This is a genomic window from Bradyrhizobium sp. USDA 4341, assembly GCF_054063755.1.
Genome location: NZ_JBSSGO010000002.1, coordinates 9,032,015 through 9,056,486 on the forward strand (window position 1 = coordinate 9,032,015; position 24,472 = coordinate 9,056,486).

20 protein-coding genes are annotated in these 24,472 nt (G+C 65.1%); 14 read left to right on the forward strand and 6 right to left on the reverse strand.

Annotated elements, in window-relative coordinates:
* Window positions 1-27 precede the first annotated feature (27 nt).
* From ACVIGB_RS47955 to ACVIGB_RS47990, 8 genes are all read left to right on the forward strand, one after another.
* Entirely contained in the window at window positions 28-2,166 is a 2,139-nt protein-coding gene (locus ACVIGB_RS47955) for an ABC transporter permease (RefSeq protein WP_456724012.1), read from the forward strand.
* Window positions 2,166-3,287, forward strand: coding sequence for an SMP-30/gluconolactonase/LRE family protein (locus tag ACVIGB_RS47960; RefSeq protein ID WP_456724011.1), 1,122 nt, complete (start codon window positions 2,166-2,168; stop codon window positions 3,285-3,287). Before ACVIGB_RS47955 ends, ACVIGB_RS47960 begins: the two co-directional genes overlap by 1 nt.
* A complete protein-coding gene (locus ACVIGB_RS47965; RefSeq protein WP_456724010.1) occupies window positions 3,284-4,822 on the forward strand; it encodes a sugar ABC transporter ATP-binding protein in 1,539 nt (512 codons plus the stop codon). The genes ACVIGB_RS47960 and ACVIGB_RS47965 overlap by 4 nt, the downstream gene beginning before the upstream one ends.
* A 498-nt stretch (window positions 4,823-5,320) precedes the next feature.
* On the forward strand, window positions 5,321-7,636 hold the full coding sequence (locus tag ACVIGB_RS47970; protein ID WP_456724009.1) for a bifunctional salicylyl-CoA 5-hydroxylase/oxidoreductase: 2,316 nt from the start codon (window positions 5,321-5,323) through the stop codon (window positions 7,634-7,636).
* Window positions 7,633-8,412 carry an SDR family NAD(P)-dependent oxidoreductase gene (locus ACVIGB_RS47975; protein ID WP_456724008.1) on the forward strand — a complete coding sequence of 260 codons (780 nt, stop codon included), beginning with the start codon at window positions 7,633-7,635 and terminating at the stop codon, window positions 8,410-8,412. Before ACVIGB_RS47970 ends, ACVIGB_RS47975 begins: the two co-directional genes overlap by 4 nt.
* Window positions 8,413-8,423: 11 nt before the next feature.
* Window positions 8,424-9,263 (forward strand): enoyl-CoA hydratase family protein, encoded by an 840-nt coding sequence (locus ACVIGB_RS47980; protein WP_456724007.1) that lies wholly within the window; start codon window positions 8,424-8,426, stop codon window positions 9,261-9,263.
* 1 nt (window position 9,264) lies between these two features.
* Window positions 9,265-9,660, forward strand: a complete 396-nt coding sequence (locus ACVIGB_RS47985; protein WP_456724006.1) for a RidA family protein — start codon at window positions 9,265-9,267, stop codon at window positions 9,658-9,660.
* Between the two features lie 222 nt (window positions 9,661-9,882).
* Window positions 9,883-11,124, forward strand: coding sequence for a flavin-dependent oxidoreductase (locus ACVIGB_RS47990; protein ID WP_456724005.1), 1,242 nt, complete (start codon window positions 9,883-9,885; stop codon window positions 11,122-11,124).
* A 170-nt stretch (window positions 11,125-11,294) separates the two neighbouring features.
* Here ACVIGB_RS47990 and ACVIGB_RS47995 read toward each other — a convergent pair whose 3' ends face one another.
* Entirely contained in the window at window positions 11,295-11,747 is a 453-nt protein-coding gene (locus tag ACVIGB_RS47995; protein WP_092125312.1) for a cupin domain-containing protein, read from the reverse strand.
* A 20-nt stretch (window positions 11,748-11,767) separates the two neighbouring features.
* Window positions 11,768-12,934 (reverse strand): ABC transporter substrate-binding protein, encoded by a 1,167-nt coding sequence (locus ACVIGB_RS48000; protein WP_456724004.1) that lies wholly within the window; start codon window positions 12,932-12,934, stop codon window positions 11,768-11,770.
* A gap of 294 nt (window positions 12,935-13,228) precedes the next feature.
* Here ACVIGB_RS48000 and ACVIGB_RS48005 point away from each other — a divergent pair, with 294 nt between their 5' ends.
* From ACVIGB_RS48005 to ACVIGB_RS48015, 3 genes are all read left to right on the forward strand, one after another.
* The gene (locus tag ACVIGB_RS48005; RefSeq protein WP_092125314.1) at window positions 13,229-13,723 is read left to right on the forward strand and encodes a MarR family winged helix-turn-helix transcriptional regulator; all 495 of its coding nucleotides are present in this window, start codon (window positions 13,229-13,231) and stop codon (window positions 13,721-13,723) included.
* A 3-nt stretch (window positions 13,724-13,726) separates the two neighbouring features.
* Window positions 13,727-14,542 (forward strand): alpha/beta hydrolase, encoded by an 816-nt coding sequence (locus ACVIGB_RS48010; RefSeq protein WP_456724003.1) that lies wholly within the window; start codon window positions 13,727-13,729, stop codon window positions 14,540-14,542.
* 160 nt (window positions 14,543-14,702) lie between these two features.
* Window positions 14,703-16,346, forward strand: a complete 1,644-nt coding sequence (locus ACVIGB_RS48015; RefSeq protein ID WP_456724002.1) for an AMP-binding protein — start codon at window positions 14,703-14,705, stop codon at window positions 16,344-16,346.
* A 48-nt stretch (window positions 16,347-16,394) separates the two neighbouring features.
* Here ACVIGB_RS48015 and ACVIGB_RS48020 read toward each other — a convergent pair whose 3' ends face one another.
* A complete protein-coding gene (locus tag ACVIGB_RS48020; protein WP_456724001.1) occupies window positions 16,395-18,008 on the reverse strand; it encodes a DHA2 family efflux MFS transporter permease subunit in 1,614 nt (537 codons plus the stop codon).
* An 8-nt stretch (window positions 18,009-18,016) separates the two neighbouring features.
* Window positions 18,017-19,201 carry an HlyD family secretion protein gene (locus tag ACVIGB_RS48025; protein WP_456724000.1) on the reverse strand — a complete coding sequence of 395 codons (1,185 nt, stop codon included), beginning with the start codon at window positions 19,199-19,201 and terminating at the stop codon, window positions 18,017-18,019.
* Window positions 19,202-19,357: 156 nt separating this feature from the next.
* On the opposite strand from ACVIGB_RS48025, the gene ACVIGB_RS48030 reads away from it, so the two are divergent.
* Both ACVIGB_RS48030 and ACVIGB_RS48035 read left to right on the forward strand, forming a co-directional pair.
* Window positions 19,358-20,062 carry a TetR/AcrR family transcriptional regulator gene (locus tag ACVIGB_RS48030; protein WP_456723999.1) on the forward strand — a complete coding sequence of 235 codons (705 nt, stop codon included), beginning with the start codon at window positions 19,358-19,360 and terminating at the stop codon, window positions 20,060-20,062.
* Complete coding sequence (locus ACVIGB_RS48035) at window positions 20,062-20,484, forward strand: hypothetical protein (RefSeq protein ID WP_456723998.1); 423 nt, start codon at window positions 20,062-20,064, stop codon at window positions 20,482-20,484. The genes ACVIGB_RS48030 and ACVIGB_RS48035 overlap by 1 nt, the downstream gene beginning before the upstream one ends.
* 10 nt (window positions 20,485-20,494) lie before the next feature.
* On the opposite strand, the gene ACVIGB_RS48040 is transcribed toward ACVIGB_RS48035, so the two are convergent.
* Window positions 20,495-22,192, reverse strand: a complete 1,698-nt coding sequence (locus ACVIGB_RS48040) for an ATP-binding protein (RefSeq protein WP_456723997.1) — start codon at window positions 22,190-22,192, stop codon at window positions 20,495-20,497.
* A gap of 157 nt (window positions 22,193-22,349) precedes the next feature.
* Entirely contained in the window at window positions 22,350-23,276 is a 927-nt protein-coding gene (locus tag ACVIGB_RS48045; RefSeq protein WP_092127068.1) for a LysR family transcriptional regulator, read from the reverse strand.
* A 149-nt stretch (window positions 23,277-23,425) separates the two neighbouring features.
* Between ACVIGB_RS48045 and ACVIGB_RS48050 the strand changes: the two genes are divergently transcribed.
* On the forward strand, window positions 23,426-24,463 hold the full coding sequence (locus ACVIGB_RS48050; protein ID WP_456723996.1) for a class 1 fructose-bisphosphatase: 1,038 nt from the start codon (window positions 23,426-23,428) through the stop codon (window positions 24,461-24,463).
* The last annotated feature ends 9 nt before the right edge of the window (window positions 24,464-24,472 follow it).

Below are 24,472 nucleotides of genomic sequence, written 5' to 3' on the forward strand. Positions count from 1 at the left end.
CATCATGATCGAGGGAGTGCTTTGGCGATGTCGATGGCAGTTGATTCCTTTGCCGCATCGGTTCGGCGGTTTTCACCCCGGCTCCTGCTGTCGGAGCTGTTGCTGAAACAGTGGTTCGAGCCGGTCGTTCCCTTCACGGTGATGATCGGGCTGTGGGCGTATTTCGCGCTCACCATTCCCGACTACGCCTCGGTGCAGAACTCGGTGTCGCTGCTGCGGCTGTTCGCCGAATTCGGCTTTGTCGCGCTCGCGATGGGCTTCTGCCTCGTCACCGGCGGCATCGACCTTTCGGTCGGCGCGATCTTCGCGCTGTGCAATTTCGCGGCGCTCTATTTCCTCCTGGTGCGCGAATGGCCGGTCGGCCTGGCGGTGCCGGCGACGCTTCTGGTCGGCGCGCTGCTCGGCAGCATCAACGGCTTTTTGATCGGCTTCCTGAAGACGCGGCCGTTCCTCACCACGCTGGTGACGCTGATCATCCTGCGCGCCTCGGTCAATCTGCTCAACACCAGCTATGCCCAGGTGTTCGCGACCAATTCGGTCGAGAGCGACGCCTGGGATTTCATCGGCGGCGGCAGCGTGCTCGGCATTCCCGTCAATGCGGCAACGCTGTTCGTGGTGCTGCTGGTCTGCCACATCTTCCTGTCGCGCTCGCGCTATGGCTGGCATCTCACCGCGATCGGCGCCAGCCGCAAGGCGGCGCGCCATGCCGGCATCCGCGTCCGGTTGATGCTGTTCATGACCTATGTGCTGTCGGGCACGCTGTGCGCGGCGAGCGGCATCTTCTATGCGGCACGCCAGGCCTCGACGGATTCCACGACCGGCGTGGGCTGGGAATTCCAGGCGCTGACCGCCGTGGTGCTCGGCGGCGTCTCGCTGGCCGGCGGCAAGGGCACGGTGTGGCGGGCGATGATCGGCGCGCTGATCATCTTCCTCTTGATCAACGGCCTCGTGCGCATGGGCATTCCGGGCTACGTCACCTCGGCGGTAACAGGCATGATCCTGCTCGCTGCGGTCGGCATCGACGTCAAATGGTCGAAGAACCGCGGCAAGGCGATCCAGAAGATCTACGTCAATCCGGCCTATGTAGCGTTGGCGCCAGCGCCGTCGGTGCAGCGCGGCTCCGGTTCGCCATTTGCCCAGAACGACCGGTTGATCAACGCGCAGGCAATCGGCGTCGACCAGGTCGAAGGGCCCGAGGACGTCATTCTCGACCGCCAGGGCCGGGTCTACGGCTCGACCCGCGACGGCAACGTGATTCGCTTCTCGGGACCGAACTTCGAGACCCGTGAGGTGTTCGCCCATATCGGCGGCCGGCCGCTCGGCATGCAGTTCGACCACGACGAGAACTTGATTGTCGCGGTGGCCGGCATGGGTGTCTACGGCATCGCGCCTGATGGCAAGGTGTTCAAGGTCACCGATGAGACCAACCGTACCTGGTACAAGCTGAACGACGACAGCCGCCTGCGCATGGCCGACGATCTCGACATCGCGCCCGACGGCAAGATCTATTTCAGCGACTGCACCACGCGCTACGAGATGACGACCAACACCCTCGATATCCTCGAGGCGCGGCCGAATGGCCGCCTGGTCTGCTATGATCCCAAGACCAAAACAACCCGCACTGTCATCAACCATTTCTATTTTCCGAACGGCGTCTGTGTCTCGCATGACGGCCAATCCGTGCTGATCGCAAGCACCTCGCTGTGCAAGATCTTCCGTTACTGGATCGCGGGGCCGAAGAAGGGCCGCACCGAAGTCCTGATCGACCAGCTGCCGGGCAACCCTGACAACATCAATCGCGCCTCCGACGGCAATTATTGGCTCGCCCTGGTCGGCATCCGTACGCCGACCTTCGATCTCTCCGTGCGCAAGCCCGGCTTCCGGCTGCGCATGGTGAAACAGGTGCCGACCGACGAATGGCTGGCACCGGGGCTGAACCACGGCTGCGTGCTGAAGTTCAACGAGAGGGGCGAAGCGCTGGAGTCCTGGTGGGACCCGACCGGGACCTCGCATTCGGTGCTGACGTCGATGCGCGAGCATGAGGGCTATCTTTATCTCGGCGGGCTCGAGAACAACCGGATCGGCCGCATCAAGCTCGACGGCGTCGACGAGAGCTGGACCGGATACGATGCTTATTGGGGCGCCAAAAGCAGGGTGATCAGCTAATGGGACTGTTCGACCATCTGTTGCGCGATATCAGAAGCGTCGTTGATCGCGATGGCGTCGAGAAATCGATCCCGCCGCTCGACGGTGCGATGAGCCCGAACGACCGGCTCGACACCGCCATGCCGATCGGCGAGCCGCTGCCGGGAATCGACGACGTCATCGCCGCCGGCGATGGTGCGATCTATGTCTCCGCCGGCCGTCAGGTGTTGAAGCTCAGCGGCGGTGACTTTTCGACCCGTACCGTCATCGCCGAGTTCGAGGATGATGCCGGCGGGCTCGCGCTGCATCCCGACGGCCGCCTTTTGGTCTGCGTCGCAGGCAGGGGGCTCGCTGCGATCGATCCCGTCAAGCCCGCGCCGCGCTGGCTGGAGGCCGCTGGTGGCAGCGCGCTCGCCGGACTGTTGTCGGTCACGGCGGCGCCCGATGGTCGCATCTATGCGGTCGAAGGCAGCGCCGGCCGCCGCCCAGACGAGTGGCGGCACGATCTGATGGAGAAGCGCGCCGGCGGCCGCCTGATCAGCTGCGGCGCCGGCCTCGACAATCCGCAGGTGCTGCTGCGCGACCTGCCATATCCCTACGGCGTGATGGTCTCGGCCGACGGCAACAGCCTGTGGCTCACCGAGAGCTGGGCGCATCGCCTCAGCCGGTTCCCACTAACTGGCACTGGCCTTGGCCCGCGCGAGACCGTCGCCGCCAACATGCCGGGCTATCCGGCGCGACTGCATCCGGACGGCCATGGCGGGGTGCTGCTCGGCATGTTCGCGCGCCGCACCCATCTGATCGAATTCGTGCTCAAGGAAGACGATTTCCGCAAGGAGATGATGGCGACGATGCCGCCCGATTACTGGGTGGCGCCGGCGCTGGTTGGCGGCAGCGATTGCCTGGAGCCGATGCAGATCGGCAGCGTCAAGGCGCTCGGCATCCAGAAGCCATGGGCGCCGCCACGTTCCTATGGCCTGCTCGTGCATCTCGATGCCGAGGGCGAGGCCAGCGACAGCCTGCACAGCCGCGCCGGCGGCCGCTTCCACGGCATCACCGCCGCCTGCGCGACGCCCTCCGGCATCGTCATCGCGGCGCGCGGCGCCGGACGGCTGCTGCGCTACACGGGAGAGCTGCGATGAATGACGGCGTGACGCAGGCTGTGACCGCGACCCAGTCCGCAACCCGCGAGCCGGTGCTGCAGATCGGCAACGGCTCCAAGATCTATGGCGGCGTCCACGCCATCGAGGGGGTCAATTTCGATCTCTATCCCGGCGAGGTGCATGCGCTGGTCGGCGAGAACGGCGCCGGCAAGTCGACGCTGTGCAAGGCGATCGCCGGCGCGATCAATCTCACCTCCGGCGACTATCTGCTCGACGGCAAGCCTGCCAATTTCGAGCAGCCGCGCGACGCGCTCGATGCCGGCATCTGCATGGTCTATCAGGAGACCAGCCTGGTGCCTACCATGACCGCGGCGCAGAACATCGAGCTCGGCAACGAGAAGCTCTTGACGCGCTTCCGCACGCTGAACATCCAGGCCCAGCAGCTGCTGCAGTCGCTCAACTTCCACGTCGACCCGGCGACGCCGGTGGCGCTGCTCGGCACCGCCAAGAAGCAGATGGTGGAGATCGCGCGCGCGATCTACAACAAGGCGCGCATCATCATCTTCGACGAGCCGACCGCATCGCTGACGCCGGAGGAGATCGTCCACTTCTTCCACCTGGTGCGCGACCTGCGCGCCCGCGGGGTCTCGATCATCTACATCTCCCATGCGCTGGAGGAATCGCTGCAGATTGCCGACCGCATCACCGTGCTGCGCGACGGCAAGCTGGTGATCACGGCGCCCGCCAAGCAGCTGACCCGCGATGCGCTGGTGCAGCACATGGTCGGGCGCGAGGTGGCGCAGGCGGTCTATGGCGGAAGAGAGAAGACCCATCAACGCCGCGAGAAGGTGCTGACGGTCGAGAACGTCACCATGGGCATGGCGGTCAAAAACATGTCGTTCTCGGTCTATGCCGGCGAGGTGGTCGGCATCGCCGGCCTGATCGGCTCCGGTCGCACCGAGATCGCCAAGATCGTCTACGGCGCGCTGAAGCGCAACCTGGTCAATGGCGGCACCATCCGGCTGCGCGGCAAGCCGATCCGCTACCGCGTGCCGCGGCAGGCGATCAATGACGGCATCGCCTACATCACCGAGGACCGCAAGGCCAACGGCTTCTTCGAGACCATGGTGGTCGACGACAACGTTTATATCGGCAGCCTCGCGACGCGGAAGGGCTGGAGCTTCCTGTTGTCGCGCGCAAGGCGCAGCAAGCTCGCCAACTACTGGGTCGAGCGGCTCAAGATCAGCGCGCTGCAGCGCAAAGCGCGGATCATCGAGCTGTCCGGCGGCAACCAGCAGAAGGTGGTGCTGGCCAAGACCCTGGTGCAGGAACCGTCGATCATCTTCTTCGACGAGCCGACGCGCGGCGTCGACGTCGGCACCATCCCGCACATCCACGGCGAAATCCGCCGGCTCGCCGACGAGGGCAAGGCGGTGGTGGTGATCTCGTCCTATCTGCCGGAGATCCTCGCCGTCTCCGACCGCATCCTGGTCGCCCGAACCGGCCGCATCGTCGCTGAGTTCGACGCCGCCGACGCGACGCAGGACAAGATCCTGTACGCCGCGGTGCATTGACGGCGCACGACTTCTTTCCCTCGTCATTCCGTGGCTCGCGAAGCGAGAGCCCGGAATCCATCGCGCCGCGCATGATGCGGCTTGATGGATTCCGGGCTCAGCCCTTCCGGCTGCCCCGGAATGATGAGTAGATGGGCGCGTCCCGGCGCCGAATTGCCCGACGGCCTCGGCGCCCTGTCACGAAGAGACGAGAAGTGAAGCGCGCGGGCGCCATCGCGCCGCGCGTATGCAGACGCGTCGGCCACCGCTCGAGCAACAGACTCGGTGTCGTCCCTGCGAAGGCAGGGACCCATAGCCACCGATTGCTGTTGGTTTGCAGCGCTCGGGCCACAGTTCATTTCAACGACCAAGGCCTGGGGTTATGGGTCCCTGCGTTCGCAGGGACGACGATTGTGGGTGGGGCGCCAACCACCCTTGACAATTATTTTAAGTATAAAATAATATGCCGTATCGGCTGGCGGGAAAACCGACCCTGGCCGAAGCCAACGGGAGAACGCCATGCGCATCGTTTGCATTGGAGGCGGGCCGGCCGGGCTCTACTTCGGCATCCTGATGAAGATGCTGGATCCCGCGCACCAGATCTCCGTGGTCGAGCGCAACCGGCCCTATGACACGTTCGGCTTCGGCGTGGTGTTCTCCGATGCGACCATGGACAACATGCGCAAATGGGACCCGGTCACCGCTGATACGATCGAGCAGGCCTTCAACCATTGGGACGACATCGAGGTCCTGATCAAGGGCCGCCGGATGCGCACCACCGGGCACGGCTTCGTCGGCATCGGCCGCAAGCGGTTGCTCAACATCCTGCAGGCGCGGGCCGAGGAACTCGGCGTCGAACTGATCTTCGAGCGCGAGGTCAATTCCGACCTCGAATTCCCGGACGCTGATCTGATCGTGGCGTGCGACGGCGTGAACTCGAAGGTCCGCGCCAAATATGCCGAGACCTTCCAGCCCGACATGCTGATGCGGCCGAACCGGTATATCTGGCTCGGCACCAACCGCCCGTTCGATGCCTTCACCTTCGACTTCCGCAAGACCGAGCATGGCTGGTTCCAGTCGCACATCTACAAGTTCGAGGAGGGCGCGGCGACCTTCATCGTCGAGACCACCGAGGAGGCGTATCTCGCCCACGGCCTCGACAAGATGGATCAGGGAGAATCCATCGCGTTCTGCGAGAAGGTGTTCGCGGAAATCCTCGAGGGGCATCATCTGGTCTCCAACGCGCGGCATCTGCGCGGCTCGGCCTGGCTGTCGTTTCCGCGACTGATCTGCGGCAAGTGGACCGCGTTCAACGGCAACAGCCATGTCGTGCTGATGGGCGATGCGGCCCACACCGCACATTTCGCGATCGGCTCGGGCACCAAGCTCGCGCTGGAAGATGCGATCGAGCTTACCAACCAGTTCAAGATCCACGGCGCGACCAAGGACAGCATTCCCGCCGTGCTGTCGGCTTACGAGGAGCTGCGCCGGGTCGACGTGGCGCGGATCCAGAACGCCGCGCGCAACGCGATGGAATGGTTCGAGGTGGTCGGCTCGCGCTACGCCGACACGCTGGAGCCGGAGCAGTTCATGTATTCGCTGCTGACCCGCTCGCAGCGCATCAGCCACGAGAACCTGCGGCTGCGCGACAGAACGTGGCTCGAAGGCTATGAGCGCTGGTTCGCGGAGCGCAGCGGCGTGCCCGGCACCAACGAGCGCGTCACGCCGCCGATGCTGACGCCGTTCCAGATCCGTGGCCTGTCGCTTCATAACCGGATCATCGTCTCGCCGATGGCGATGTATTCGGCGGAGGAGGGGGTGCCGAACGACTTCCATCTGGTGCATTTCGGCTCCCGTGCGCTCGGCGGCGCCGGGCTGCTGTTCACCGAGATGACCTGCGTCTCGCCGGAGGCGCGGATCACGCCCGGCTGCTGCGGTCTGTGGAATGACGCGCAGGCCACGGCCTATAAGCGGATCGTCGAGTTCGTGCATCGCAATTCGCAAGGGAAGATCGGCATCCAGCTCGGCCATGCCGGCCGCAAGGGCTCGACGCGCGTTGCCTGGGAAGGCATGGACGAACCGCTGCCGGACCATAACTGGCCGCTGGTGTCGGCCTCACCGGTGCCTTATCTGCCCGACGGCCAGATCCCGGAGCCGATGAGCCGCGCCGAGATGGACGAGGTGCGCGACCAGTTCGTTGCCGCCGCCAGGCGCGCCGCCGCCGCGGGCTTCGATATTCTGGAGCTGCACTGCGCCCACGGCTATCTGCTGTCGAGCTTCCTCTCGCCGCTGACCAACCGCCGCAGCGACGACTATGGCGGATCGATCGAGAACCGCGCGCGTTATCCGCTGGAGGTGTTCCGCGCCATCCGCGCGGTGTGGCCGGAGGACAAGCCGATGTCGGTCCGCCTGTCCTGTCACGACTGGGCCGAGGGCGGCAACACGCCCGAGGACGCGCTGGCCTTCGCAAAGCTGTTCAAGGAGGCCGGTGCCGATCTGATCGACTGCTCGTCGGGTCAGGTCTGGGCCGACGATCATCCGATCTATGGCCGGCTTTACCAGACGCCGTTCGCCGACAAGATCCGCAACGAAGTCGGCATCGCGACCATCGCGGTCGGGGCGATCTCGGAGGCCGATCACGCCAACTCGATCATCGCCGCCGGCCGCGCCGATCTCTGTGCCATCGCGCGGCCGCATCTCGCCGACCCGGCCTGGACGCTGCACCAGGCCGCGAAGATCGGCGTCAAGCAGGTCGCCTGGCCGAAGCAGTATCTGTCGGGCAAGTCGCAATACGAGGCCAATCTCGAACGTGCGGCCGCGGGAGTGAAGGCATGACACGCTTCTGGCCCAACGCACATGCGCTCGTCACCGGTGCGGGTTCCGGCATCGGCGCCGCGACGGCGATCGCCCTCGCAAAAGCCGGGGTACGCGTCAGCATCGCTGGACGCCGGATCGATGTGCTGAAGGCGACGGCTTCGTTGCTCGGTGAGCGCGCTGGCGCTGTTGTCGCGATCGACGTGACCGATGAAACGGCGGTGACCAAGGGTATCACGCAGATCGAGGCCGAGGCCGGCCCGATCGATATTCTCGTCAACAATGCCGGCAAGGCCGCAAGTGCGCCGTTCGACAAGACGAACGCGGCGCTGTGGGCGGACATGCTGGCGAGCAATCTCTCCAGTGTGTTCCTGGTGACGCACGCCGTGCTGCCGGGGATGGCGCAGCGCGGCCGCGGGCGGGTGATCAACGTGGCCTCGACTGCGGGCCTCACCGGCTACGCCTATGTCTCGGCCTATGTCGCCGCCAAGCACGGCGTCGTCGGCCTGACGCGCTCGCTGGCGCTGGAGTACGCCCGGCGCGGCGTCACTGTGAATGCGGTCTGTCCCGGCTACACCGACACGCCGCTGGTGGCGGATGCGGCCGCCAACATCGTCGCCAAGACCGGGCGCAGTGAGCAGGAGGCGCGGGCTTCGCTCGCCAAGGTCAATCCAATGCAGCGGCTGGTCACGCCGGAGGAGGTCGCCGACACCATCCTCTGGCTTGCCTCCGAGGGCGCATCGTCAATCAATGGACAAGCCGTGGCGGTTGCCGGCGGCGAAGTCCTTACCGGGTGAAGGAACACATCATGTCCGAGATGAAAGCAAAGCTCCGTCCGTTCAGGGATTATCCTGCAAAGCACTTCCGCTGGTCGACGGATGCGAGCGGCCGTGTCGCCACGATCACGCTGAACCGACCGGACAAGAAGAACCCGCTGACCTTCGAGTCCTACGAGGAGCTGCGCGATCTCTTCACCAACCTCAAATACGCTTCCGATGTCCGCGCCATCGTGCTGACCGGCGCCGACGGCAACTTCTGCTCCGGCGGCGACGTGTTCGAGATCATCGAGCCGCTGACGCGGATGGCGATGCCCGACCTGCTCGCCTTCACCCGGATGACCGGTGAGGTGGTGCGGGCGATGCGCAAATGCCCCCAGATCATTGTCGCCGCGATCGACGGCATCTGCGCCGGGGCCGGCGCGATGCTGGCGCTGGCGTCCGACCTGCGGCTGGCGACGCCGCAGGCCAAGACCGCATTCCTGTTCACCCGCGTCGGCCTCGCCGGTGCCGATATGGGGGCGTGCGGATTGTTGCCGCGCGTGATCGGGCAGGGCCGTGCCGCCGATCTGCTCTACACCGGCCGCGCGATGAGTGCCGACGAAGGCTTTGCGTGGGGCTTTCACAACCGCCTCGTGCCGCCGGCCGAGCTCGCCGCCGCGGCGCAGGAGCTGGCGCACTCGCTTGCGGATGGACCGTGGTTCGCACATGGCGTGACGAAGACGATGTTCAACCAGGAATGGGCGATGGGCGTCGACGAGATGATCGAGTCCGAAGCGCAGGCGCAGGCGATCTGCATGGTGACGGGCGATTTCCGCCGCGCCTTCGAGGCCTTCGCCGCCAAGCAGAAACCCGCCTTCGAGGGCAATTGAGATGATCGAGATCCTGCAACCGGACGGATGGGCGAAGCCGATCGGCTACGCCAACGGCATGGCCGCGCGCGGCAAACAGCTCTTCATCGCCGGCCAGATCGGCTGGAACGGGCAATGCGTGTTCGAGAGCGACGATCTCGTGGCGCAGATCGGCCAGACCCTGCGCAACATCGTCGCGGTGGCCGCCGCCGGCGGGGCCGGGCCCGAGCACATCGTGTCGCTGACCTGGTTTTTGCTCGATCGCAAGGAATATTCCGCGCGGCTGAAGGAGATCGGCGGGGTCTATCGCGACGTGATCGGCCGGCGCTTTCCGGCGATGACCGCGATTCAGGTTGCGGGCCTGATCGAGGACCGCGCCAAGGTGGAAATCCAGGCGATCGCCGTGGTGCCGGATTGATCGGAATGCACTGTCAGACCCGTCACCCTGAGGCGCTCGCGCAGCGAGCCTCGAAGGGTGACGGAAATGGATCGGAGTATGCTGAGCCAATGTTAAGGCTAAGCCCAATCATCGCAGGCCGGTCCAAGTCCTGGGCGACCAAGCCGCTTGCGGCCGGGCGCGGGGCCGTGCGACCTTAGGCGAAAGCGTAAAAGCGTCCTGTTGTGAGTGGAGTAAGGGACGATGAAGGCGATTATCGTCGGAGGCGGGATCGGAGGCCTCACCACTGCGCTGATGCTGCGTTCGCGCGGTATCAGCTGCGAGTTGTACGAGCAGTCCGAGACGATCCGCGAGCTCGGCGTCGGCATCAACACACTGCCGCATGCGATCCGCGAGCTGGCGGGGCTTGGCTTGCTCGACAAGCTCGACGAGGTCGCGATCCGCACCTATGAGCTGTTCTATCTGACGCGGCACGGCCAGCAGGTCTGGCACGAGAAGCGCGGGCTCGATGCCGGCCACGACGTGCCGCAATTCTCTGTTCATCGCGGCCGCCTGCAAAGCGTGATCCATCAGGCCGTAATCGACCGGCTTGGCGCGGATGCGATCCGCACCGGCTGCCGGCTCGGCTCCTTTACGCAGGACGAGGGCGGCGTCTCGGCCTATTTCTTCGATCGCAGCGGCAGCCATGTCCAAACCGCGCGTGGCGACATCCTGATCGGCGCCGACGGCATCCACTCCAAGGTGCGGCAGACGCTGTTTCCCAACGAGGGCGGGCCGTGCTGGAACGGGCTGATGCTGTGGCGCGGCGCCACCGATTGGCCGGCCTTCCTGACCGGACGTTCGATGATCATCGCCGGCGGCCTGAATGCCAAGGCCGTGATCTATCCGATCGCGCCGGGATCGAGCCCGGCGAGCCGCCTCACCAACTGGGCGGTGCTGGTGCGGATCGGCGACGGCTCCTCGCCGCCGCCGCGCCGCGAGGGCTGGTCCAATCTCGGCCGGCGCGATGAGATGATGCCCTATGTCACGGGCTTCACCATCCCGCAGGTCGACTTCGCCGGCCTGATCAACGCGACGCCGGAGTTCTGGGAGTACCCGTGCTGCGATCGCGATCCGCTGCCCTATTGGTCGAGCGGCCGCGTCACGCTGCTCGGCGACGCCGCGCATCCGATGTACCCGGTCGGTTCGAACGGCGCGTCGCAGGCTATTCTCGATGCGCGCTGCCTCGCCGACATGCTGGCGCGAGCGGAGCATCCGCGACAGGCGCTGGCCGGCTACGAGCGGCAGCGGCTGCCGATGACCGCCGATATCGTCGCCTCCAACCGCCGCGGCGGGCCGGAAGGCGTGATCGACGCCGTCGAGCAGCTCGCGCCGCAGGGCTTTACCGACGTCGACACGATCCTCAACTACGAAGCGCGCGAGGCAATCGTCCGCGGCTATGCCGCGAAGGCCGGCTTTGCCGCGCGTGTGGTGGCGCGGCAATAGGAGGCGACGTCCGATCCGTCACCCCCGCGCAACGGCTTCGCCGTTGTCGCTGGAGGAGGCCGCAACGCGGCCGTCTCGAAGGGTCGACGGCCACCAGCGGGGCCGTGCATCCTTCGAGGCTCGCAAGCGCTCGCACCTCAGGATGACGGGAGCGAGGTCGCCGCCGGGGGCTACGCCGGAGGCGGCGGCAGGAAGTGGATGTTGTGCTCGGCGGCGAGCCGCACCACGTCATCCGGGTTCTGCTCCTTCATGTTGTGGATCGCCCAGAACAGGTCGTAGAGTCTGCGGGTCGGTGATACCCAGAACAGCGTCTTGGCCGGCTGCTGCGACTTGTTGAAGATGCCGTGCGGCTTGCCGGCCGGCAGGCGTACCAGATCGCCTGGCGTTGCCGATTCATCGGCGCCGTCGAGCATGAAGTCGAGCTTGCCCTCGAGGATGTAGAGATACTCGTCCTGGTCGGGATGGATATGCGGCGGGACGAAGGTGCCCGGCGGAAAGGTGGCGTGCCAGGAGAAGGAATGCTCGGTGCGGCTCTTCGGCACGTAGGTCTGGCCGAGGATGCTCCAGGAAATGCCCTGAATGCCCTCATTGGCGCGGGTGATGCCGGCGATCTCGTCTTTCATATTTGTAGTCCTCCTGTGAGCTACTTGGCCGCGCAGTCCTTGGCGTAGCGGTCACCATAATTCGAAAACACCTTTTCGACGATCTCGGTCTGGAATTTGCCGTCCGGCCGCTTCGCGACCTTGGTGAGGTAGAAATCCTGGATCGGATAGCCGTTGTTGTTGAACTTGAAGTTACCGCGCAGCGAGGTGAAGTCGGCCTTCTTCAGCGCCGCCGCGACCGCGTCCTTGTTGGAGAGGTCGCCCTTCACGGCCTTGACTGCGCTGTCGATCAGCAGTGCTGCGTCATAGGCCTGCATGGCATAGGTGCCGGGCACACCGTTGTAAGCCGCCTCATAGGCCGCGACGAATTTCTTGCTCTGCGGATTGTCAAGGTTCGGCGCCCAGTTCGCACCGCCGAACATGCCGACGGCGGCGTCCTGCTGCGCGGGCAGGGTGGATTCGTCGACGGTGAAGGCGGAGAGCACCGGCACGGTCGCGCCGGCCTGCTTGTATTGCTTCACGAGGTTCACGCCCATGCCGCCCGGCATGAAGGTGAACAGCGCGTCCGGCTTCAGGGAGGCGATCTTGGAGAGCTCGGGCTGGAAATCCAGCGTGTTCATCGGCGTGTAGGATTCCTCGACGATCTCGCCTTTGTAGTCGAGCTTGAAACCGGCGACGGAATCGCGGCCGGCCTGATAGTTCGGCACCAGCAAATAGACGCGCTTGTAGCCGCGGTCCTGCGCGACCTTGCCGAGGACCTCGTGCACCTGGTCGTTCTGGTACGACGTCACGTAGAAGAACGGGTTGCACTCCTTGCCGGCGTAGCTGGAGGGGCCGGCATTCGGGCTGATCAGGAAAGTCTTGCTCTCGGTGACCGGGCGGTGGATCGCCTGCAGGATGTTGGAGAAGATCGGACCGACCACGAAATCGACCTTGTCGCGCTCGAGCAGGCCGCGCACCTTGACCACCGCACCGTCGGGCTTGAGCTCATCGTCGGCGTTGACGATCTCGACATCGCGGCCGGCCATCTTGCCGCCGAGGTCCTTGACCGCGAGCGCAAAGCCGTCGCGAACCTGCTGGCCAAGCGCCGCGGCTGGTCCCGAGGTCGTCACCAGCACGCCGATCTTGATCTTCTCCTGCGCGGCCGCCGGGGTCACCGCGATACCCAGCAGCGCCGCCAGTCCCACGAGCTTCGTCAATTGTTTCATGTCTCTCCCCCAAACCACTGCCTTGATGTTTCGGCTTCGGCCTATTTGACCTCAGCTTAGTCTGACGCGCGCGACCGCTGCAAGCGATGTGGCATTGCGTCAGGGCGATCGCCGCGCAGCATGCAGGTGTTGCACATGCAAGCGCCGCGCCAATTGCTTGAAGTTTAAAGAAATAGCAGGATTGGCCGGGCGTGTCGGACAGGATTCGCAATTGTCCTTGCGGGACGCCGCGAATTGCTTGAAGCTCAAAGCAATCGGCCCGACCGAAACCTGCCGCGGAGGCACGATCGCCGCATGATCCTCGATTCCGAAACCAAAGCCGTCGAACTGCCCGACGATCACGGCACCGAGCTCAGGCTGTGGCTGCGTCTCTTGACCTGCACCACGCTGATCGAAGGCGAGGTGCGCAGCCGGCTGCGTGAGAAGTTCGACGTCACTTTGCCGCGCTTCGACCTGATGGCCCAGCTCGACAAGGTGTCCGACGGCATGACGCTGTCGGACCTGTCGAAGCGGATGATGGTGTCGAACGGCAACGTCACCGGGCTGGTCGAGCGGCTGGTCGAGTCCGGCCATCTCGATCGCCGCACCTCGGAGACCGACCGCCGCGTGCAGTTCATCCGGCTGACCAAGCTCGGCCGCGCCGAATTCCGCAAGATGGCGACCGAGCACGAGAAATGGATCGCCGATATCTTCGGCGACCTGTCGCCGAAGGATATCCGCGAACTGATGCGGCTGCTCGCCAAGGCCAAGGGCTCGGCGCAGCGCTCCGCCAAGGCGAGGACTGCTTAAGCGGTGAGCGGGATCGATTACGAGGTCGAATACAACAACCGCGCGCGCGTGCCGGAAAACCCGGCGCTGATGGCTGGCTGGGCGAGGGACTCGGCGGCCTATCGTGAGCAGCACCCGCCGCGGCGGCTGACCTATGGTCCTGGAAGCCGCAACGTCATCGATCTCTTTGAGGGCGATCGCGACGGGCCGCTCGTGGTCTTCATCCACGGCGGCTATTGGCAGGCGCTCGATGGCTCGTCGTCGAGCCACTGCGCACGGGGCCTCAATGGCCATGGCATCAGCGTCGCGGTGCCGAGCTACGACCTCTGTCCCAATGTGTCCATCGGCGACATCATCGGCGAGATGCGCGCGGCGTCCCGCGAACTGGCGAGGCTCAGCCGGCCGCTGGTCATGTCGGGACACTCCGCAGGCGGGCATCTTGCCGCATGCATGCTCGCGACCGATTGGCCGGCCTATGATGCGTCGCTGCCGGCTAGTCTGGTCAGGGCTGCTTACGCGATTTCCGGCCTGTTCGAGCTCGAGCCGCTGGTCGGCACCTCCATCAACAAGGCGCTTGGCCTTGACCGCGACGCAGCAAGGGCGGCGAGCCCGCTGCTCTGGAAAGCGCCCGCAGGCGCGACGCTCGATGCGATGGTCGGCGGCGATGAAAGCGCCGAATATCACCGGCAGAGCCGGACCATCGCTGATGTCTGGGGCAAAGCGGGCGTAGCAACGCGGTTCGGTACCGTGCCCAATGCCAATCATTTCACCGCAATCGCACCGCTCGCCGACCCGGACTCGGCGATGGTCGCGCGGCTGAAGCAGCTCACGCAGATCTGAGGTTTGCAGGACCTCACGATTTCCACGCGATTTCCACCCTTGCGCCAAATTATTTTAAGTATAAAATGATTGGCGATTGGAACGCTGCCGGGCGTCCTCGATACTGGTCTTCTCGATATTTGGTCTTGGCCTTTCTGGATGGAAAGTGAGGGGCAATCGAATGTCAGGTGAATTTCCCGGGCTCGGCCCATCCGGGCATGTTGACGATTTCGCGCGGCGCAACCTGCCGCCGTTTCAGCAATGGCCGCAGCTGCTGCTCGACCGGCCCGAATTCAGCTATCCCGATTATCTCAACGCCGCGGTCGAGTTGACCGACCGCATCGTCGAGCAGGGCATGGGCGATCGCATCGCGCTGATCGGCAACGGACGCCAGCGCACCTACAAGGAGTTGACCGATTGGTCGAACCGCCTGGCGCATGCGCTGGTGGAGAATTACGGCGTCAAGCCCGGCAATCGCGTCCTGATCCGCTCGGGCAACAACCCGGCGCTGGTCGCGGCCTGGCTCGCGGCGACCAAGGCCGGCGCCGTCGTCGTCAACACGATGCCGATGCTGCGCGCCGGCGAACTGGCCAAGATCGTCGACAAGGCCGAGATTGCGCTGGCGCTGACCGACAGCCGCATCGCGGACGAGCTGGTGGCCTGCGCCAAGACCAGCAAATTCCTCAAGCAGGTCGTCAATTTCGACGGCACGCAAAACCACGATGCCGAGCTCGACCGGATTGCGCTGAACAAGCCGGTCAAATTCGATGCGGTGAAAACCGGCCGCGACGACGTCGCACTGCTCGGCTTCACGTCGGGCACCACGGGCGAACCGAAGGCGACGATGCATTTCCACCGCGATCTCCTGATCGTCGCGGACGGCTATGCCAGGGAAGTGCTCAAGGTGACACCGGACGATGTGTTCGTCGGCTCGCCGCCGCTCGCATTTACATTTGGCCTTGGCGGGCTCGCGATCTTCCCGCTGCGCTATGGCGCCACCGCGACGCTGCTGGAGAACGCGGCGCCAAGCGAGATGATCCGGATCATCGAGACCTACAAGGCGACGATCTGCTTCACGGCGCCGACGGCCTATCGGGCGATGATGGCCGCGATGGACAAGGGTGCCGATCTGTCGTCGTTGCGGCTGGCGGTCTCGGCCGGCGAGACGCTGCTGGCGCCGGTGTTCGAGAGCTGGACGAAGAAGACCGGCAAGCCGATCCTCGACGGCATCGGCAGCACCGAGCTGCTGCACATCTTTATCACCAACCGCGCCGGCAGCGCCGTCGCCGGCACCACGGGCACGCCTGTCGCCGGCTACCAGGCCAGGATCGTCGACGAGGACATGAACGAGCTGCCGCCGGGCCAGGTCGGCAAGCTGGCGGTGCGCGGCCCGACCGGCTGCCGCTATCTCGCCGACTCCAGGCAGACCAAATATGTCCGCGACGGCTGGAACATCACCGGCGATGCCTTCGTCAGCGACGAGAATGGCCGGCTGTCATTCGTGGCGCGCGCCGACGACATGATCATCTCGGCGGGCTACAACATCGCTGGTCCCGAGGTCGAGGCCGCGCTGCTCGGACATCCCGATGTCGCGGAATGCGCGGTCATCGGCGCGCCTGACGAGGAGCGGGGACAGATCGTCTCGGCCTTCATCGTGCTGAAGCAGGGCGCGCGCAGCGACGATGTCGAGGTCAAGCTGTTGCAGGATCACGTCAAGGCGACGATCGCGCCGTACAAATATCCCCGCGCGATCGCTTTTGTCGAAGCGCTGCCGAAGACCCAGACCGGGAAGATCCAGCGCTTCAAGCTGCGCGAGGCGAGCTGAGAATCGGGCGACGGCCGCCGGCCGTCGCCCCGGGGGATCAACAAGAGATCAATGCGCCGCGCCGCCGCCGGCGGTGTTCTTCGGCTTACCGGTCAGCACGATCGCGATCGCGGCAAGCACCAGAACGACGCCGATGACCGCGAAAGCGTCACTGAAGCCAAGCACCAGCGCCTGACGTTTCACGATGTTGCCGATCGCCACGATCGCCTGGCTGTGCGCGGTGGCGGGGTCGGAGATGCCATGGCTGAGGAAGTAGTTGGTGACCTCGGCGATCCGGGTCCGCACCTCGTCGCGGCCGAGATGAACGGACTGGCCGATGATGTTGGAGTGGAATTGCTCACGCTTGGTGACGATGGTGCTCAGCAGCGCGGTGCCGATCGCGCCGCCGAGGTTGCGCATCATGTTGGAGATGCCGGAGGCCGCAGGTGCATCCTGCGGCGCAACGCTGCCGAGGCTGATGGCGGACAACGGTGCCAGCGTAATCGCCTGGCCGATTGCGCGAACGATGTTCGGATAGAAGAACTGGTCGCCGGAATAGTCGAGGGACATCTGGATGTTCATGAAGGAGGAGACCGCGAACAGGATCATGCCGGTGAAGGCGATGAAGCGCGGATCGAAGCGCTGCATCAGCTTCGGCACCAGCGGGATCAGGATCAGCTGCGGCAGGCCGGTCCAGGCCAGCACCTGGCCGATTTGCTCGGCATTGTAGCGCTGCACCTGACCGAGATAGGCCGGCAGCAGATAGACCGAGCCGAACAGCGCGAAGCCGACGAACACCGCCGAGATCGTGCCGAAGCCGAAGCTCCGCTGGGTCAAGAGGCGCAGCCGGAGCAGCGGCTTCTCGACCACGAGCTCGATCCAGACGAACAGGGTCAGGCTGACGGCGGCGATCACCGCGAGCTTGACGATGAAGGGCGAGCCGAACCAGTCGTCCTTGTTGCCTTCCTCGAGCACGGCCTGCAGCGACGCGAGGCCGATTGCCATCGTGATGATGCCGAGCCAGTCGCCCTCGCGCAGCAGATGCAGCTGCATCGGCTGGCGTTCCAGGGTGAAAGAAAGGGTGATGACCATCACCGCGGTCGGAATCACGTTGACGAAGAAGATGGTCTGCCAGCCGTAGTTCTCGGTCAGGTAGCCGCCGATGGTCGGGCCGATCGCCGGCGCAAAGGTCACGGCGAGGGCGAACATCGCGAGGCCGATCGGCTGCTGCACCTTCGGCAGCTTGGTGAAGACAAGCGTGAAGGCCATCGGGATCAGCACGCCGCCGAAGAAGCCCTGCAGGCCGCGCATCGCGATCATCGACGGCAGGTCGTGGGTGAAGGCACAGGCGACCGAGAAGATCGCAAACAGCGTGGCAAAGCCAATGATGATCTTGCGGAACGAGAACACCCGGCTGAGAAAGTCGGTCAGCGGAATGACCACGATCTCGCCGATCAGATAGGACGTCGAGATCCAGGAGCCGTTGTCGACCCCGGTTCCGATGCCGCCCTCGATGTTGAGCAGCGAGGCGTTTGTGATCTGGATGTTGAGGATCGCCATGAAGGCGCCGATCATCGCGGCGACGATGGAAATCCAGACGGCCATGCTGGCGCGGTTGGGATCGACCGCTGCGGCTACTGCGCGAGGCGCAGCAGCCGGGGAGGAGAGCGCGAGGTCGGACATGACATCACCTATTTGAAAGAGGCGACAGCGAGCTTGGGCGAGGCGCTGGAGCGCGGCGTTTCCTCGGCGGGATGCGACAGCGTCGCGATGGAGGGGATCACCGACATGCCCGGCCGCAGGTCGACGTTGGTTGCGTCGAGCACGATCTTCACCGGGATGCGCTGCACCACCTTGGTGAAGTTGCCGGTGGCGTTGTCGGGCGGCAGCAGCGCGAACTCCTGGCCGCTGGCGGGCGCGAGGCTGTCGACATGACCGCGCACGACCTGACCGGGGAACATGTCGACCTCGATCTCGACCGGCTGGCCCTTGCGGACATTGGTGAGCTGCGTCTCCTTGTAGTTCGCGATCACGTAGGCGCCGGTGGCCGGCACCAGCGACATCAGTTGCGTGCCGGCCTGGACGAACTGACCGGTCCGCAGGGTACGGTTGCCGACCACACCGTCGATCGGGGCGATGATGGTGGTGTAGCCGAGGTTCAACTCGGCCTGATGCTGGAGCGCGGTCGCCCGTGCCTGCGCCGCGACGGCCTGGGCGATGTCAGCCTTGAGCAGTTCCACCTGGCGCTCTGCGGAGGCGAGGTTTGCGGTGTCGCGGGCGATGGCGGCCTGCGCGCTGGCGTAGCGCGACTGCGCCTGCTGCGCGTTCTGCACACTGCCGTAGCCGGTGCCTGCGAGGTCGGTGTAACGCTTGTTCTCCTGCTCGGCGAAGGTCTGGTTCGCGGTATCCACGGCGAGCGTTGCGCGCGCCGCCTCGATCACCGAGTGCTGCACGTCGAGCTGTGCGCGCTTGCTGGTGATCGCAGCTTCGGCGGCGGCGACGTCGGCCTTGGCCTGGTCCAGCGCGACCTTGAAATCGCGCTCGTCGATCCGCGCCAGGATCTGGCCGGCGCGTACATGTTCATTGTCGCCGACCAGCACCGCGCTGAGATAACCAGACACTTTCGGTGCGATCGTGGTGTTGTCGGCCTTCACATAGGCGTCGTCGGTCGAGACCTGAAAGCGGCCGACCGTCCAGTAATCCCAGCCATACCAGGCGCCACCCGCCAGGATGACCAGTGCTGCGCCGGTCATGAGCAGGCGGCGAAGCTTGCCCTTGGCGGCGGGCTTGGCCGCCTCCGGATTTGCGATCAACTGCTTGGCGGTCTCGGCCGGAACCTGGCTCTCGGCCTTGAAGGACGTTTCGTGCTGGCTCATGGCAGGCGCTCCTGATCGTTCTATCCTGCTGGGAAACCGTAGGAATTTTGATTTCGGCGGCCCGGGAGAATTAGGAAACTTGATGTTTTCCAAAATAGAGCCCATATTGGGACTGTCAATAGAATGACAGTCATCATCTAAAAGCATGGCTCGCGGATGAACCGGAATGACAAAGACCAGACAGAGCAGACCGCGCCGGAACGGCGCGGCCGCGGGCGGCCACAGCTTCGTTCCGACGACGAGACGCGCGCGCTGATCTATGAGGCCGCGCGCCGTGAGTTCTCGGAGCGCGGCTTCGCCGCGGCCAGCATCGCCGACGTCGCCTGCCGCGCCGGCGTCTCCACCAAGACGCTCTATCGGTTGATCCCGACCAAGCTGGCGCTGTTCGAAGGCATGGTGACCGACCGGGTGGACCGGTTCGTGTCTATCGTGAATCTCGGCGCCTGCGATGGCCGCAATGTTGCGGCGGCCCTGGAGGCCGCGCTGCTGACCTGCGCCGAACTCATTCTCGATGCCGAGGTCATCGCGCTGCAACGGATCATCCTGGCCGAGAGCGACAAATTCCCTGACATCGCCGAGACGTTCTATGAAAAGGCCATGCAGCGCTCGATCGCCGCGCTGACCAATTGGCTGGGCGTCCAGCAGCGGCGAGGGCGGATCGTGCTGGATGACACCGAAGCCGCAGCGGGCATGCTGCTCGGCATGTTCGTGTTCAAGCCGCAGCGCGACGTCATGTTCGGGCACAAGCCAGTGCCGACGCACAGCGAGATCAAAGCTCGCGCCAAGGCCTGTGCTGCGCTGTTCCTGTCCGGATGCGCCGTGCCGGCCGACCGGGCCACCAAGCAGAGCGGAGGCGTGTGATGCCGGAGCCGGCCGCGACCTATACTGTCGAGGCGCAGATCGCGAGCGACGGCCAGGCCAAATGCGAGGATGTGCTGACGCGCTGGATGGCGGCGCTCAATCGTTACGACGCGTCCGCCATGGACGCACTGATGCACTTCCCGCATGTGCGGATCGCCGGCGGCGTGGTCACGGTCTATCAGCAGCCCGGCAACAATCCGATGGACCTGTTCGAGCGGTTGCGCAAACAGGATGGCTGGCATCACAGTGCCTGGAACGCGACCAGGCTCGTGCAGTCCTCGCCGGCCAAGGCGCATTACGCCGTCCGCTATACGCGTTACCGCGAGGACGGGTCGGTCATCGGGGTCTACGATTCCCTCTATGTGCTGAGCCTGCTCGGCGGCGCCTGGAAGATCCAGAGCCGCTCGAGCTTCGGTCCCTGAGCAAGCCGCGCTACTTGGCCGCCACCACCGATGCGGGAGGTTGGGTCAGCACCTGCCGGATCATCCGGGCGAGATCGGCCTTGCGATAGGGCTTGGGCAACAGCGTCACGTCCGGGTCGAGACGGCCGTGATGGATGATCGCGTCCTCGGTATAGCCGGAGGTGAAGAGCACGCGCACCGAGGGCAGCTTGGCAATCACGGCATCGGCCACCTGCCGGCCGTTCATGCCGCCGGACATGATGACGTCGGTGAACAGCACGTCGCAGACGAAGCCCTTCTCGACCGCAGCCAATGCTTCCGGACCGTTGGCGGTGACCATCGTATGGTAGCCGAGTTGCTCCAACTGGGCGGCGACGTAATTGCGGACCAGCGGATCGTCCTCGACGACCAGGATGGATTCATGGCCGCCACGCGTGTCGACCGGTGCGGGCGGCTCGACGTCGACCATGTCGCCCATGCTGCGCGGCAGATAGAGCTTGATCGACGTGCCGTGGCCCTCTTCGGAATAAATCTTGAGATGCCCGTCGGACTGCTTGATGAAGCCGTACACCATGCTGAGCCCGAGGCCGGTGCCCTTGCCGGTATCCTTGGTGGTGAAGAACGGCTCGAACACCTTGTCGCGGATTGCCGCGGGAATGCCGCCGCCGGTGTCGCTGACCGCGACCATCACATATTCACCCGCCCGCACATCGAGGTTGGCGGCGGCATAAACCTCGTCGAGGATGACGTTGCTGGTCTCCAGCATCAGCTTGCCGCCGTCGGGCATCGCATCGCGGGCATTGAGGGCGAGATTGAGCAGTGCGGTCGACATGTGGTTGGGGTCGATGAACGCGGGCCAGGCGTCGGGTTCGAGCGCGGTGTCGATTTCGATCTGCTCGCCGAGCGACGGGCGCAGCAGTCGCGCGGTGTCCTGCACCAGCGTGTTGAGGTTCGCTTCACGCGGTTGCAGCGGCTGCTGGCGCGAGAAGGCCAGCAGATGCTTGGTCACCTCGGCGCCGCGAAAGGCAGCGTCGCTGATCATTTTTGTCACCGACGACAGCGCGGCGTCATGTTCCACGGCCTCGGCGAGGATGTCGATCAGGCCGGTGATGACCGTCAAGATGTTGTTGAAGTCGTGGGCGATGCCGCCGGTGAGGTGCCCGACGGCCTCCATCTTCTGCACCTGGCGCAGCTTCTGCTCGGCCTCAAGCTGTTCCCGCGCGGCCTCGACCTCGCGGGCACGCATGAAGATTTCAGCTTCCATCTGCTCGGTGCGTTCGCGCAACAGGTCGGTCAGCTTGTCCTGCTCGGCGCCGCGCTGCTTCAGCTGAATGAAGCCGGTGACGTCTTCCACCCGATGGATGATGTAACTGAACTGTCCGCTCGGCCCGAACACCGGCGTATTGCGCGGGCTCCAGTAGCGCTCCTCGAATCCGCCGCCCTCTGACTCGGGCTTGCGGATATCGTATTTCTGCACCGACATGGTGTCGGGGCGGCGGAACTGGACCACGCGTTCGAGCGAGGCGCGCAGGTTGCGCACCCCGTCGGCGGCCGGATCGTCCGGATTATCGGGAAATGCTTCGAATAGCCCACGCCCAAGGATCGCGGCGCGCTCGGTCTTGGTGGCGCGCAGATAGGCGTCGCTTACTGCCACGATGCTGAAGTCAGGCTGCGTCAGCACCAGATAGAGGCCGGGCGCCGCCTCGAATAACGCCTTGAAGTCAGGCATCGGCGGGGACTGGTTTTGCAGTTCATCCTCCCTCGCAGGGATACGGTCCGCGCGTGACCGCAATTAAGATGTGGCACGCGTTCGCGGGAACTTCAATGCTTAACATACGGCGTTAACTCGATTTTTTCGATCGAACGGGCGTCGTGGCAGCGCGCGGTTAGCGCGTATTCGGGAGATAGCGCCAACCCTCCTTGCCCAGGAAGTCCAGCATGGCCTGCGCGGGCGGCAGCAGGATCTTGTCGGTGCGCCTGATTGCGTGCCACTGCCGGACGATCGGCAGGCCCTTCACCTTGAGCACCACCAGCCGGCCATCCTCCAGCTCATGGAACACGGTGTGCTGGGAAATGAAGGCGATGCCGAGCCCGGCCATGACCGCCTGCTTGATCGTCTCGTTGCTGTCCATCGCCATGCCTAGCTTCGGCTCCAGTCCGACCCGCTCGAAATATTGCTGCATCAGCATCCGCGTGCCCGATCCCTGCTCGCGGGTGATGAAGGTTTCATTGGCGAGCTCCGATGTCGCGACGTGCCGCCGCCGCGCCAGCCGGTGATCGGGTGCGGCGATGATGAAGTGCGGATGCCGGCCGAGCGGCTTCATCTCGACTTCGACATCGGCCGGCGGCCGGCCCATCACCGCGATGTCGAGATCGTAGCCGCGCAGCGCGTCGCGGATTTCCTCGCGGTTGCCGATCCTGAGAGTCACTTCGATCTTGGGAAAGCGGCGCGAGAACGCAGCGATCGCGAACGGCACGAAGTATTTCGCGGTCGAGACCGCGCCCATCGCGACGCGGCCGCCGCTGCGGCCTGCGATCATGTCGAGCGACTGCTCGCAGTCCTTCAGCGCCGCCTCGATCCGCTCGATGAGCGCCAGCACATGCGCGCCGGCATCGGTCAGCGCCATTCCGTCGCCGGTGCGCTGGATCAACGGCAGTCCCGCGAGCGCCTGCAGGTTACGGAGCTGCAGCGTCACCGCGGGTTGCGTCAGGTTGAGCTGGTTGGCCGCCGACGTGATCGAGCGGGCCGCGTGCACGGCCGACAGCGCGCGCAGCTGGCGGATGGTGAGATCCCGCGAGAAGTTGCCGGCCATCGCAAGCTCCATAAGAAATACTTTGCCCAGACCCAAGATAATGAAATTTCCCTAATTGGGCAATTCGCGCGTTGATAGGGCGAAGGCGACTCCCCTGAGGTCGCCTCTCGACGCCTCGGGACAGAGAGCGCGATCAAAGGGAGTGGCCGGTGGAGATTCGTCCTGCATTGCATGCCCATCTGGAGTGGCCGGCGCAGCACAACCCGTTGCGCGCCGCGACCGTTACGGTGATCGAAGCCCTCGCCGGTGCCGCGATCGAGCTCTCGCGCATCATCGCGGCCGGGCCGCTCGCCGGCATCGGCGGCGAGAGCGGCGGGGTCAATCCCGACGGCGATCGCCAGAAGACCATCGACATCGTCGCCGACCGCCTGATGCGGGATGCCCTGCGCACCGCGCCGGTCGCCGCGGTTCTCTCCGAGGAGGTCGAGCTGCCGGAGACGCTCGATACCGATGCGCCGCTCTGCGTCGCGATCGATCCGCTCGATGGATCCGCCAATCTCGAAAACAACATCTCGATCGGCACGATCTTCTCGATCCGGCCGAAGGGAAACGACATCATCTCGACCTTCTTCGAGCCCGGTACGGCGCAATGTGCCGCGGGCTGCTTCATCTACGGTCCGCAGACCGTGCTGGTGCTGGCGCTCGACCAGTGCGTCGACTGCTTCACGCTGGATCCGCGAGCCGGCGAGTTCGTCCTGACTGCGCGCGACCTCCGGGTGCCGCAGAACGCGACGGAATTCGCCATCAACGCCTCGAACCGGCGGCACTGGAGCGGCCCGGTGCGCAACTACATCGACGAGTGTCTTGCCGGCGTGAACGGCGAGCGCGGCCAGGATTTCAACATGCGCTGGATCGGCTCGCTGGTGGCCGAGGCCTACCGCATCCTGATGCGCGGCGGCGTGTTTCTGTATCCGGCGGATGCGCGCCAGGGCTACCGTGAAGGCCGGTTGCGCCTGCTGTATGAGGCGCATCCGATCGCGCTGATCATGGAGTGGGCGGGCGGTGCCGCGTCCAGTGGCCGGTCGCGCATTCTCGAACTCTCGGCACGCACACCGCATCAGCGCGTGCCGCTGATCATGGGATCGGCGCGCGCCGTGCGCGACGTCGATGCGATCCACCTGACCGTCGAGCCGTTGTTCGAGAGCAGCGATGCCCCGCTGTTCGCGCGGCGCGGCCTGTTCCGCTGAGGGGGAGCG